The 13287-nt window shown below is 70.0% G+C and carries 10 protein-coding genes; 4 read left to right on the top strand and 6 right to left on the bottom strand.

Annotation, left to right across the window (positions count from 1 at the left end; genetic code table 11):
• Positions 1-9 precede the first annotated feature (9 nt).
• From carB to pyrR, 5 genes are all read right to left on the bottom strand, one after another.
• Complete coding sequence (carB, locus tag D451_RS0115665; RefSeq protein WP_017535133.1) at positions 10-3318, bottom strand: carbamoyl-phosphate synthase large subunit; 3309 nt, start codon at positions 3316-3318, stop codon at positions 10-12.
• Positions 3319-3333: 15 nt separating this feature from the next.
• Entirely contained in the window at positions 3334-4476 is a 1143-nt protein-coding gene (gene carA, locus D451_RS0115660; protein ID WP_014912569.1) for a glutamine-hydrolyzing carbamoyl-phosphate synthase small subunit, read from the bottom strand.
• A gap of 44 nt (positions 4477-4520) precedes the next feature.
• Positions 4521-5822, bottom strand: a complete 1302-nt coding sequence (locus D451_RS0115655) for a dihydroorotase (RefSeq protein WP_014911684.1) — start codon at positions 5820-5822, stop codon at positions 4521-4523.
• Positions 5823-5995: 173 nt separating this feature from the next.
• Complete coding sequence (locus D451_RS0115650) at positions 5996-6904, bottom strand: aspartate carbamoyltransferase catalytic subunit (protein WP_017535131.1); 909 nt, start codon at positions 6902-6904, stop codon at positions 5996-5998.
• The gene (pyrR, locus tag D451_RS0115645; RefSeq protein WP_017535130.1) at positions 6904-7575 is read right to left on the bottom strand and encodes a bifunctional pyr operon transcriptional regulator/uracil phosphoribosyltransferase PyrR; all 672 of its coding nucleotides are present in this window, start codon (positions 7573-7575) and stop codon (positions 6904-6906) included. Before pyrR ends, D451_RS0115650 begins: the two co-directional genes overlap by 1 nt.
• Before the next feature lie 501 nt (positions 7576-8076).
• Between pyrR and bldD the strand changes: the two genes are divergently transcribed.
• The gene (gene bldD, locus D451_RS0115640; RefSeq protein WP_013154123.1) at positions 8077-8571 is read left to right on the top strand and encodes a transcriptional regulator BldD; all 495 of its coding nucleotides are present in this window, start codon (positions 8077-8079) and stop codon (positions 8569-8571) included.
• 283 nt (positions 8572-8854) lie between these two features.
• Entirely contained in the window at positions 8855-9463 is a 609-nt protein-coding gene (locus D451_RS27375; RefSeq protein WP_086003593.1) for a GNAT family N-acetyltransferase, read from the top strand.
• On the opposite strand, the gene metF is transcribed toward D451_RS27375, so the two are convergent.
• Positions 9381-10310, bottom strand: coding sequence for a methylenetetrahydrofolate reductase [NAD(P)H] (gene metF, locus D451_RS0115635; protein WP_014912167.1), 930 nt, complete (start codon positions 10308-10310; stop codon positions 9381-9383). The genes D451_RS27375 and metF overlap by 83 nt on opposite strands.
• 411 nt (positions 10311-10721) lie before the next feature.
• Here metF and D451_RS0115630 point away from each other — a divergent pair, with 411 nt between their 5' ends.
• On the top strand, positions 10722-11798 hold the full coding sequence (locus tag D451_RS0115630) for a polyprenyl synthetase family protein (protein WP_017535128.1): 1077 nt from the start codon (positions 10722-10724) through the stop codon (positions 11796-11798).
• Between the two features lie 148 nt (positions 11799-11946).
• The gene (locus tag D451_RS0115625; protein WP_017535127.1) at positions 11947-13230 is read left to right on the top strand and encodes a DUF418 domain-containing protein; all 1284 of its coding nucleotides are present in this window, start codon (positions 11947-11949) and stop codon (positions 13228-13230) included.
• Positions 13231-13287: the final 57 nt, after the last annotated feature.

Genomic DNA, 13287 nt, shown 5'->3' with positions numbered 1-13287 from the left:
GGCTACAGCCTAGGAGCCCTGACGTTCCGCCGTGAGCGCTTGGGCGTGTTCCTGAAGGGAACGCACCCCGATGTCACCGCGCACGCGGGCCTCGATCGCCTGGACGGCGGCGGCCAGACCCTGCACCGTGGTGACGCTGGGAACGCCGCGCACGATGGCCGCGGTCCTGATCTCGTACCCGTCCAGACGCGGGCCGGCCTGGCCGGCGCTGCCGAACGGGGTGTTGACGATCAGGTCGACGGCTCCGTCGTGGATGAGCTGCACGATGGTGGGCTCGCCGTCGGGGCCGGTGCCCGCGCTGTGCTTGCGCACCACGGTGGCCTGAACGCCGTTGCGGCGCAGGACCACCGCGGTCCCCTCGGTCGCGAGGATCTCGAAGCCCAGGTCGGCCAGGCGCTTGACCGGGAAGATCATCGAGCGCTTGTCCCGGTTGGCGACCGATACGAAGATCCGGCCCTGCGTGGGCACGGTCCCGTTGACCGCGAGCTGGGACTTGGCGTAGGCCGGACCGAACTCGGTGTCCAGACCCATGACCTCGCCGGTAGAGCGCATCTCCGGGCCGAGGATGGTGTCGACGCCCTCACCGTGCTTGTCGATGAACCGGTTGAAGGGCAGCACGGCCTCCTTCACCGACACCGGAGCGTCGGCGGGCAGGTCGCCGCCGTCGCCCTGGGCGGGCAGCATGCCCTCGGCGCGCAGCTCGGCGATGGTGCTCCCGGCCATGACGCGGGCGGCCGCCTTGGCCAGCGGGACCGCCGTGGCCTTGGAGACGAACGGCACCGTGCGGGAGGCGCGCGGGTTGGCCTCGAGGACGTTCAGGACACCCGAGGCGAGCGCGTACTGGACGTTGATGAGGCCGCGCACCCCGGTGCCTCGGGCGATCGCCTCGGTGGAGTAGCGGATCCGCTCGATGTCCTCCCGGCCCAGGGTGATGGAGGGCAGGGTGCACGCCGAGTCGCCGGAGTGGATCCCGGCCTCCTCGATGTGCTCCATGACCCCGCCCAGGTACAGGTCGTGGCCGTCGTAGAGCGCGTCGACGTCGATCTCGATGGCGTCGTCCAGGAAACGGTCGATCAGGACCGGGTGCTCCGGGCTGACCTCGGCGTTGCGCTCGATGTAGTCGGCGAGCATCGCCTCGCTGTAGACGATCTCCATGCCGCGGCCGCCCAGCACGTAGGAGGGGCGGACCATGACGGGGTAGCCGATCTCGTCCGCGGCGGCCTTGGCCTGCTCGAAGGAGTAGGCGGTGCCGTACTTGGGCGCGGGCAGTCCGGCGTCGGCCAGGACCTTGCCGAACTCGCCGCGGTCCTCGGCCAGGTCGATGGCCTCGGGGCTGGTGCCGATGATCGGGACACCGGCCTCCTGGAGGCGGCGGGCCAGGCCCAGCGGGGTCTGACCGCCGAGCTGGACGATGACGCCGGCGACCTGTCCGGTGGCCTGCTCCGCGCGCACGACCTCCAGGACGTCCTCCAGGGTGAGCGGCTCGAAGTAGAGCCGGTCGCTGGTGTCGTAGTCGGTGGAGACCGTCTCGGGGTTGCAGTTGACCATGACGGTCTCGAACCCGGCGTCGGAGAGCGCGAAGGAGGCGTGGACGCAGGAGTAGTCGAACTCCACGCCCTGACCGATGCGGTTGGGGCCCGAGCCCAGGATGATGATCTTGGGCCGGTCCCCGGTGGGTACCTCGGTCTCCTCGTCGTAGCTGGAGTACAGGTACGGGGTGCGGGCCTCGAACTCGGCGGCGCAGGTGTCCACCGTCAGGTAGACGGGGTGGACGCCCAGAGCGTGCCGGAGCTCGCGGACGACGTCCTCGTGCTTGCCGGTGATCTCACCGATCTGGACGTCGGAGAAGCCCAGCCCCTTGGCCTCGCGCAGCAGCTCCTCGTCGAGCTTGCCGGCCGCGGCCAGGACGCGGGCCATCTCCTCCAGACGGAGCATCTGGTCCAGGAACCACGGGTCGATCTTCGTGGACTCGTGGATCTCCTCGACGGTGGCGCCGGCGCGCAGGGCCTGCTGCACCTGGCGCAGACGGTGCTCGGTGGGACGGGCCGCCGAACGCAGCAGCTCCTCCTTGTCGCCGGGCTCGCCCGCCCAGGTCAGACCGACGCCGGCCTTCTCCAGGGAACGCATGGCCTTCTGAAGGGCCTCGGGGAAGGAACGGCCGATGGCCATCGCCTCGCCGACCGACTTCATGGTGGTGGTGAGACCGCCGTCGGCGCCGGGGAACTTCTCGAAGGCGAAGCGGGGCACCTTGACGACCACGTAGTCGAGCGTGGGCTCGAAGCTGGCCGGGGTCTCCCGGGTGATGTCGTTGGGGATCTCGTCCAGCGTGTAGCCGACGGCGAGCTTGGCCGCGATCTTGGCGATCGGGAAGCCGGTGGCCTTGGAGGCCAGGGCCGAGGAGCGGGACACGCGGGGGTTCATCTCGATGACGATGATCCGACCGGTGGCGGGGTGGACGGCGAACTGGATGTTGCAGCCGCCGGTGTCCACGCCGACCTCGCGGATGACCGCGATACCGATGTCGCGGAGCTTCTGGTACTCGCGGTCGGTGAGGGTCATGGCCGGGGCGACGGTGATGGAGTCACCGGTGTGCACGCCCATGGGGTCGAGGTTCTCGATGGAGCAGACGACCACCACGTTGTCGTTGGTGTCGCGCATCAGCTCCAGCTCGTACTCCTTCCAGCCGAGGATGGACTCCTCCAAGAGCACCTCGGTGGTCGGGGAGAGCGCGAGGCCCTGACCGGCGATACGGCGCAGCTCGGCCTCGTCGTGGGCGAAGCCGGATCCGGCGCCGCCCATGGTGAAGGAGGGGCGGACCACGACCGGGTAGCCCAGTTCCTCGGCGGCGTCCAGGCACTCCTGGAGCGTGTGGCAGATGCGCGAGCGGGCGGACTCGCCGCCGATGCGCTCGACGATGCCCTTGAAGCTCTCGCGGTCCTCGCCGGACTGGATGGCGTCGATGTTGGCGCCGATGAGCTCGACGTCGTACTTGGCCAGGATTCCGGCCTCGTGCAGGTCGACGGCGGCGTTGAGCGCGGTCTGCCCGCCCAGGGTCGGCAGGAGGGCGTCGGGACGCTCCTTGGCGATGATCTTCTCGATCATCTCGGGGGTGATCGGCTCGACGTAGGTGGCGTCGGCGATCTCCGGGTCCGTCATGATCGTGGCCGGGTTGGAGTTGACCAGGATGACCCGAAGGCCCTCGGCCTTGAGGACGCGACAGGCCTGGGTTCCCGAGTAGTCGAACTCGGCCGCCTGCCCGATCACGATCGGGCCGGAGCCGATCACGAGGACGGATGAAAGGTCACTACGGCGCGGCATGCTCTGTACCTCTTACTACTTGGCAGCCGGAGCGGGCTGGGCGGACATCAGGTCGACGAACTCGTCGAAGAGCTCGGCGGCGTCGTGGGGACCCGCGGCGGCCTCCGGGTGGAACTGGACGCTGAACACGGGACGGTCCAGCAGCCGCAGGCCCTCGACGACCTGGTCGTTGAGGCCGATGTGGCTGACCTCGGCCCGGCCGTAGGGGGTGTCGAACGGGGTGTCGAGGGGCGCGTCCACCGCGAAGCCGTGGTTCTGGCTGGTGATCGCGACCTTCTTGGTGCGGGTGTCGATGACCGGCTGGTTGACCCCTCGGTGTCCGAAGGGCAGCTTGTAGGTCCCCAGCCCCAGGGAGCGCCCCAGGATCTGGTTGCCGAAGCAGATGCCGAAGAGCGGTCTGCCGGCGTCCAGGACACCGCGCATGGCCTCGACCGGGCCGTCGGCGGTGGCCGGGTCGCCGGGGCCGTTGCTGAAGAAGACGCCGTCCGGGTCCAGCGCGAGGATGTCCTCGGCCGTGGCGGAGGCGGGCAGCACGGTGACGCGGCATCCGCGTTCGGCCAGACGCTGGGGGGTCATGGCCTTGATCCCCAGGTCGACGGCGGCGACGTGGAAACGGGTCTCGACGCCCTCGGGCGGCAGGACCTCGTAGGAGGCGTCGGTGCTGACCTCGGCGGCCAGGTCGGAGCCGGCCATGCGGGGCTGCTCCAGGATCCGCGCGAGCAGCGCCCGGGGGTCGGTCTCGACCGTGCTGATCGCGGCGCGCATGGCCCCGCGGTCACGGAGGTGGCGGGTGAGGGCACGGGTGCCCTTGAGGGCGATCCCGACCACGTTCTGGCGGCGCAGTTCCTCATCGAGGGTGCGCTGCGCGCGCCAGCTGGAGGGGACCCTGGCCGGCTCGCGCACGACGTAGCCCGCGACCCAGATGCGTCCCGACTCGGGGTCGTCGTCGTTGACCCCGGTGTTGCCGATGTGCGGCGCGGTCATCGCCACGATCTGGCGGTGGTAGGAGGGGTCGGTGAGGGTCTCCTGGTAGCCGGTCATCCCGGTGTTGAAGACGGCCTCGCCGAAGGTCTCGCCGGTGGCGCCGAAGGAGCGGCCGTGGAACACACGTCCGTCCTCGAGCACCAGAATCGCCGGCCCGCCGATCTCCTCGGACACGTTCTCCCCCTCTACGGTGCCAGGGCTGACCTGGGCTTCGATACTCACTTGATCTTCCCTTCCAGGACGGTCGGCGCGCCGCGCAGGAACGTGGCGATGATCCGGCCGGGCAGGCTCATGCCCCGGAAGGGGGTGTTTCCGCTCTTGCCGACCAGGGCGGCCCCGTCGACCTCGACGGGGGCGGCCGGGTCGTACAGGACGACGTTGGCGGGTTCACCGACGGCGAGCCCGCGGCCGTGGTCGGAGACCCGGCCGATCCGGGCGGGCGCGGCGGACATGCGGTCGGCGACCTGTTCCCAGGTGAGCAGACCGGTCTCGACCATGGTCTTGTGGACGACCCCGAGCGCGGTCTCCAGCCCGACCATGCCCATCGCGGCGGTGGACCACTCGGTCTCCTTGGCCTCCACCGGGTGCGGCGCGTGGTCGGTGGCGACGATGTCGATCGTGCCGTCGGCCAGCCCCTCGCGCAGCGCCTGGACGTCCTCGGCGGTGCGCAGCGGCGGGTTGACCTTGTAGACCGGGTCGTAGCTCTCCACCAGGTCCTCGGTGAGGATCAGGTGGTGGGGCGTGACCTCGGCGGTGACGTCGCAGCCGCGCTCCTTGGCCCAGCGGATGATGTCCACCGACCCCTTGGTGGAGACGTGGCACACGTGCAGTCGGGAGCCGACGTGCTGGGCGAGGAGGCAGTCGCGGGCGATGATCGCCTCCTCGGCGACCGCGGGCCAGCCGGGCAGACCGAGACGGTCGGAGACGCAGCCCTCGTTCATCTGGGCGCCCTCGGTCAGGCGGGGCTCCTGCGCGTGCTGGGCGATGACCCCGTCGAAGGCCTTGACGTACTCCAGGGCCCGGCGCATGAGCAGGGCGTCGGAGACGCAGATGCCGTCGTCGGAGAAGACCCGGACGCCGGCGGCGGAGTCGGCCATGGCCCCGATCTCGGAGAGTCGTTCGCCCTTCAGGCCGACGGTGACGGCGCCGACCGGGCGCACGTCGCAGTAGCCGGCCTCGCGGCCCAGGTGCCAGACCTGTTCGACCACGCCGGCGGTGTCGGCGACGGGGTCGGTGTTGGCCATGGCGTGCACGGCGGTGTAGCCGCCCATGGCGGCGGCGCGGGAGCCGGAGAGGACGGTCTCGGCGTCCTCTCGGCCGGGCTCGCGCAGGTGGGTGTGCAGGTCCACCAGGCCGGGGAGGGCGATCAGACCGGTGGCGTCCACGACCTCGGTGCCCTCGGGGGCCTCCAGGTCGGGACCGATCGCGGCGACGCGCCCCTCGTCCAGGAGCAGGTCGACGGGGTCGCCGCCGAACGGGCGGGCGCCTCGGATCAGGTACGGTCCATGGTTTTCGGGCATGGAGATGTCGGCTTTCTCGTGTTCGTGAAGTTCGTGTGCTGTGCGGCGGTCGGCGCTCCGGGGCGGGATCGCGGGGGCCGTTCCCCTCACCGGGGTCCTCGGCGCGTCCCTCGTGTCCGTCCCGTCACCCGTGTTCGGGCCGGGACGAGGACCTTCCCCGAGGCGGGGCGCCGTCAGGAGCCGCCGAGCAGCAGGTAGAGGACGGCCATGCGCAGGCTGACACCGTTGGCGACCTGCTCGGTGACGGTGCAGCGGGGAGAGTCGGCGACCTCGGCCGAGATCTCCATTCCGCGGACCATCGGGCCGGGGTGCATGACGATGGCGTCGGAGGGCATCCGCTCCAGCCGTTCCCCGTCGAGCCCGTAGTTGCGGCTGTACTCGCGCACGGAGGGGAAGAAGGAGTCGCGCATGCGCTCGGCCTGGACCCGCAGCATCATGACCACGTCGGTCTTGGGCAGCACCTCGTCGAGGTCGTAGGAGACCTCGCAGGGCCAGGTGCCGACCGAGACCGGCAGCAGCGTGGGCGGGGCCACCAGGGTCACGTGCGCTCCCAGAGTGGTGAGCAGCAGCACGTTGGACCGGGCGACCCTGCTGTGCAGGATGTCGCCGACCACGGCCACGCGCAGCCCTTCCAGGCGCCCCAGTCGGGAACGCATGGTGAAGGCGTCCAGCAGGGCCTGGGTCGGGTGTTCGTGGGTTCCGTCGCCGGCGTTGAGGACCGATCCGTCGACCCAGCCGGCCAACCGGTGGGCGGCGCCGGAGGCGCTGTGTCGGATGACGACTCCGTCGGCGCCCATCGCCTGGAGCGTAAGGGCGGTGTCCTTCAGGCTCTCGCCCTTGGAGACGCTGGAACCCTTGGCCGAGAAGTTGATGACGTCGGCCGACAGACGCTTGGCCGCCAGTTCGAAGGACGTGCGGGTCCGGGTGGAGTCCTCGTAGAAGAGGTTGACGACGGTGCGCCCGCGCAGGGTCGGGAGCTTCTTGACCGCGCGATCGCCGACCTGGGCGAGTTCGGCTGCGGTGTCCAGGATGAGCGTGGCCTCGTCGCGGTCGAGGTCGCCGGCGGAGAGCAGGTGGCGCATCAGGCGTCCCCTTCCGTGGTCTCGGGGAGCGAGCGCGACCCCGCCCTGAGGGTTCCGGTGGAGGAGGCGCGGGCCGGGCCGAGCAGGACCGCGTCGTGACCGTCGGTCTCCTCGAGTTGGACGGTGACGCTCTCCCTCAGGGAGGTGGGCAGGTTCTTGCCCACGTAGTCGGCGCGGATCGGCAGCTCGCGGTGGCCTCGGTCGACGAGTACGGCCAGCTGGACGGCCCGGGGGCGACCGAGGTCGCCGAGGGCGTCCAGGGCGGCGCGCACTGTGCGGCCGGAAAAGAGCACGTCGTCGACCAGGACGACGACGCGGTCGTCGAGTCCGCCCGCGGGGATCTCGGTCCTGCCGAGAGCGCGCGCGGGTGCCATCCGCAGGTCGTCGCGGTACATGGTGATGTCGAGGGATCCGGTGGGGACGTCGAGTTCTTCGACGCGTTCGATCCGTCGTGCCAGGCGTCGGGCGAGGGGTGCTCCTCGCGAGGGGATGCCCAGGAGGGTGACGTCCTGTCCGCCCTTGGTCCGTTCGAGGACCTCATGGGCGATGCGGGTCAGTGCCCGGTTGATCTCGTTGCCGTCGAGGACGGCCCGGGTGCCTTCGGGCGCCTCGGGCGAGGACGCGGAAACGGCGGTTCCGTTGTCGTCCTTCGTCTGTTTTCGCGCATGCAAAGCGGTGACCCCTTCCCTGCCTCACTGAACAGGTCGTTAAAGGATGTCGATCGGGCCCACGCTACCAGCGCCGACGGTTCCCTCTTCGGGCACTCCCCACGCCTTGAGAATCACAGTGTGATGCTTGTCACATAAGCCCTTGAGGATTGCCCGACTAAGAGCACCCGTATCGTGACACTCCGGATACGCACCCCATTGGTGGGAAACACGAAATTCCCTGTAGGAGCGGGCTTTCCACCCCTCGAACGCGCCTCACTCGTCCCGACCGGTCATGAAATGAGAGACGTCTCACCTACGCACGGTTTGGCCACTGATTAGTCGCGTTTCACCCCAACGGCTTGACCTGGACACCGGCACCCCTCTACCGTCACTGTCTGTAACCAATACCGGGTGGGGTTGCACCCCGTGACCATCCGCTGGACCGCCCAGGCGGCCCGCCGAGTACGAGCGGACGTCTCCCCCACCACGCCAGCCACCGTCACGGCCGGGAGCGACAAGAAGATGCCATCCGAATACGCGAAGTCCCTCGGCGCGCGACTGCGTGCCATCCGCACCCAGCAGGGCCTGTCCCTGCACGGGGTGGAGGAGAAGTCCCACGGACGCTGGAAGGCCGTCGTGGTGGGCTCGTACGAGCGTGGCGACCGCGCCGTCACCGTGCAGAAGCTGGCCGAGCTGGCCGACTTCTACGGGGTGCCGATGTCGGAGCTGCTGCCCGGCGGCGCCGCTCCGACCCCTCTGGGTCCGACACCCAAGCTGGTCATCGATCTGGAGCGCATGCAGCAGCTCCCGCAGGAGAAGGCCGGACCCCTCTCCCGCTACGTGGCCACCATCCAGAGCCAGCGCGGTGACTACAACGGGCGGGTGCTCTCCATCCGTCAGGAGGACCTGCGCTCACTCGCGGTCATCTACGACAAGTCGCCGGGCGACCTCACCGAGGAGCTCATCAACTGGGGCGTGCTCGACCCCGAGGCGCGCCGCGCCGTCGACGCCTTCTGACCCCGGGCCACCGACGACACGAGACAGAGGAGCCGGACACGACCGCACCCGGTCGTGTCCGGCTCTCGTCGTGTCGGAACCCCCGAGAACACGGCGAGGCCGGGCCGGGGCTTCCCCTCCCCGACCCGGCCTCGCCGGTCTCGACCGCACGTGGCGGCCGGACTATCGAACCTCTGTTCGACGGGCACCAGTTAACACTCCCTCGATCGAACCGTCAAGACGACCGCTCCACGCGTGCGCGAGGGGCCGGGCGTCACGGCACGACACGTCCTAGTGTTGGCCCGTGATAGACGACATCGAGCTGCGCGAGCTCTCGCCCGCGGCGTTCGCACACGCCGTACCGGCGCTCCTGGAGGTCTACACGGCGGCCATGGACCCGCCGCCCGGCCAGCTGCCGGGGCGCGCCGCCGTGATGAGGGGGCACGCCCACTACCCCGACTTCCGCTGTCTGGTCGCGGTGCGGGAGGAACGTGCCATCGGGTTCGCCTACGCCTTCCACGGCGCCGAGGGCCAGTGGTGGCACGAAGTGGTCACCGAGGGTATGCGTTCACGGGGGCTCGGCTCCCGGGTGCGGCGTCATCTGGGGGACCCGTGGGAGATCGCCGAGGTCCACGTCCACCCCGAGGCCCAGAACCGGGGGATCGGTCGGCGCCTCCTGTACGCGCTGTGCGCCGACCGACCCGAACGTACGGCGGTGCTGTCCACCCGTACGGGCCCCACCCCCGCGCGTCACCTCTACCGTTCGTGCGGCTTCGTCGAGGTGATGGACCCGTTCTCCTTCCCGGGCAGCCCGGACCGCCCCTTCGCGATCATGGTCGCGCGGCTCCCGCTGACCCGTCCCGATGCCCGGCGACCTCGCGGTAGATCTCCCTGGTGGCCGTGGACTGGTTGAAGGTGATGAAGTGGATGCCCGGCGCGCCTTCGGCCAGGAGTCGCTCGCACATGTTCTGCGCGTGCTCGATCCCGAAGGCCCGTACCGCCTCGGCGTCGTCGCCGAAGCGCTCGAAGCGGGCGGCCAGCTCACGCGGGAACGGGGCGCCCGAGAGCTTCTCGGACCGTGGGATGGAGGACAGCTTCACCACCGGGAACACCTCGGGGATGATCGGCACCTCACAGCCGCGCGCGGCCACCCGGTCGCGCAGACGCAGGTAGTCCTCGGCGTCGAAGAACATCTGGGTGATGGCGTAGTCGGCGCCGGCCTCGCACTTGCGCACGAAGTGGTCGGTGTCGATCTCGACGTCGGCCGAACGCGGATGCTTGTAGGGGAAGGCCGCCACCCCCACACAGAAGTCCCCGCTCTCCTTGAGCAGCCGGACCAGCTCCTCGGCGTAGGTGAGTCCCCTCGGGTGACTGACCCACTCGCCGTCGGGGTCACCGGGAGGGTCACCGCGTACGGCCAGCATGTTGGAGACACCCGCGTCGGCCAGGCGGCCGATGAGGTGGCGCAGTTCGGCGACGGAGTGGTCGACCAGGGTCATGTGGGCCACCGGCATCAGAGTGGTGTCGGTGGCGATGCGCTCGGTGGTCTCCACCGTCAGGTCACGGGTGCCTCCACCGGCACCGTAGGTGACCGAGACGAAGGAGGGGCCGAGCGCCTCGATCTCGCGGATGGCCCGCCACAGGCGCTCCTGGGAACGCTCGTTGCGCGGCGGGAAGAACTCGAAGGAGAACAGCGGCTCGCCCGAGTCGAGCAGGTCTCGGATATGGCGCGGCCTGGGGGCCGGCCCTCGGGGCGCCACGGGGCGGGTCGGTGCAGCGAGCATGTACACCAGCCTAGGCCAGACCTTTCCGGAGACGGACTCGACGTCCCGAATAGCGAGACGACTTATGCGCCGACAGTCTCACGTCCCACCATATGGACTCGACCAGAAAACGGACATACCACCCCGGGGGCGTTGAGAAGGAAACGCTTCCCCTGGTGGACAGAGGGTTCCGCCACCCTTTCTCCATTGAAGACCCAGCCGACCACGCCCCTTCTTGTCCATATTCCGGACGCTCACTTTTCTTCTCACTGATACCGCCCCGATCACGGAGCGTGGTGACAGGGTCGACCATTCGTCCCCACAGCCCCGACAGCACCACCCGTAACACCCGAGCGGCGGAACGGACCCGGAGAGCCCCCTTCCCCCACAGCGGCTAACCTGCTGGGTATGGCCCCTTCCTCTGCCCTCTCGACCGTGTCCGTCATCCGATCCGACGTGGACCGCGAACTGTCCGTCTTCTGCGCCGACCACCGCGGCCGCCTGCTGGAGATCGGTGACGAACTGGCCCCCGCCATGGACGCCCTGGAGACCATGGTCTCCGGCGGCAAGCGCCTGCGTCCGACCTTCGCCTACTGGGGTTGGCGCGGTGCCGGGGGCGCGGACCGTGACGAGCGGATGATCCGGGCCGCCTCCTCCCTGGAGTTCCTCCAGGCCTGCGCCCTCGTCCACGACGACGTGATCGACAACAGCGACACCCGACGCGGCCTGCCCGCGACCCACCGCCGCATGGCCAAGATGCACGCCGACCAGGGGTGGAGCGGTGACAGCGAGGGCTTCGGCCAGGGCGCCGCGATCCTCATCGGCGACCTGTGCCTGGCCTGGTCCGACGAGATGTACCAGGCCAGCGGTTTCGCCCCGGACACCCTCCAGCGGGGACGCGTCCCCTTCGACGCGATGCGCACCGAGGTCATGGCGGGCCAGTACCTGGACACGCTGGAGCAGGTGCGCGGCACCGCCACCCGTGAGGCCGCCCTCCGGGTGATGCGCTACAAGTCCGCCAAGTACACGGTGGAGCGTCCGCTGCACCTGGGGGCGGCGCTGGCCGGCCGCTACGAGGAGCTGGCCGGGGTCTACACCGACTACGGCATCCCTCTGGGGATCGCCTTCCAGCTCCGCGACGACCTGCTCGGCGTGTTCGGCGACCCCACCACCACGGGCAAGCCCGCCGGTGACGACCTGCGCGAGGGCAAGCGGACCCTGATCGTGGCCGAGACCCTCGAACGCTCCGGAAGCGCCGACGCCGAGCGGTTCCGTGAGCTGCTGGGCGCCCCCGACCTGTCGGTGGCCTCGGTCGAGTGGATGTGCTCCCTGATCGAGACCAGCGGGGCCCTGGCCGCCTGCGAGGCCCTGGTGGAGGACTACGCCGGACAGGCGCTCGCCGCCACGGAGCACCCGGAGCTGGCCGACGACGCCCGCGGGCCGCTGCGCGACCTGGTGGTGGCCGCCACCCGCCGCTCCCACTGACGACACGACCTGGAACCCGACCTCCGAGACCCCTAGGGGACGCCCCTGGGGGTTTCAGGGGTTTTCTCACATCGGTCCCCGTTGTGCGGCGCCCTCCGTTTCGCGTTGAATCGAATCTCACGATAGATCTCGAAAAGCGGAGCCCCTCATGCCCAGGCCCCCGGCCTCGCGCGGTCCGACCGGAACCACCGAACGTGCCCTCGCCCCCGACCTCGCCCGCGGCTTCATGCTGTTGTTCATCGCGCTGGCCAACACGGTCTGGTACCTGTGGGCGCTACCGAGCGGCGGCGCCACCATGCATCCCCCCTCGGAGGACCTCCCGGACCGGATCGCGCAGTTCTTCACGATCGTCGTCGTGGACATGCGCAGCTACCCGATGTTCGCCTTCCTCTTCGGTTACGGGATGGTGCAGCTCGCCCGTCGCCAAGAGGCGGCCGGAAGCGACGCCAAGGCGGTCGCGGCCCTGCTGCGTCGCCGCAACCTGTGGCTGATCGCCTTCGGCGCGGTCCACGCCCTCCTGCTCTGGATGGGCGACGTGCTCGGCGCGTACGGTGTGGCCGGCCTGCTGCTGGGATGGCTCTTCCTCCGCCGCCGGGAGACCACCCTGCTGGTGTGGGGCTGGGTCCTGACCGGTCTGTTGGCCTCGCTCTCCGTACTCGGCCTCCTGTCCATGCCCTTCCTCGGTTCGCTGCCGGACGAGGACGCCGCCGGCATGGAGGCGCTCGCCGGCAGCATCGCCGACCCCTCGTTCCTCACCGCCGCCCTGGACCGGATCACGGTCTGGCCCGGAGTCGCCCTCCTTCAGGGTGTGTTCGGCCTCGCGATCCCCGCGGCGATCCTCTTCGGCTATCGGGCCGCGCGCATGCGCGTTCTGGAGGAGCCCGGTGCACACCTGCCCCTGCTGCGGCGGACCGCCGTCATCGGTATCTCCGTGGGCTGGCTGGGCGGTCTGCCCCTCGCCCTGTACCAGGTCGGTGCGCTGGACCTGAACGCCACGCAGGCCCAGATCCTGACCCTTCCGCACATGACCACCGGCATCCTCTGCGGTGTCGGCTATGTGGCGCTGATCGCCCTGATCGCGCACCGGATCCAGAACCGGGACCGCGAACCCGGCGTGGTGGTCACCGCTCTGAGCGCCACCGGTAGGCGTTCCCTGTCCGCCTATCTCGGTCAGTCGGTCCTGTGCGCGCCGATCCTGTCCGCCTGGGGGCTGGGTCTGGCCGCCTGGATGACGTCGTGGACGATGTTCCTGTACGCGGTCGGGGTCTGGCTGGTCACCGTGGTGATCGCCTACGGCATGGAGCGCGCCGGCCGTCGCGGACCGGCCGAGGTCCTGCTCCGACGTCTGTCCTACCGGCGGGTGAACACCCCTTCGCCCGCATCCGCCCCGGAAGGGGACGAGGGGCCGCACCAAGAGCGGACCACCCCCTGACCCGAAGGCGCAAAAAGGCGCGTGCCGATCAGTGCTCGGCACGCCGCCTTCCTCCAG

This window comes from Nocardiopsis alba DSM 43377 (assembly GCF_000341225.1).
GTDB lineage: Bacteria > Actinomycetota > Actinomycetes > Streptosporangiales > Streptosporangiaceae > Nocardiopsis > Nocardiopsis alba.
Note: the sequence above shows the minus strand (reverse complement) of the source record. Positions and strands in the feature narration are given on the sequence as shown.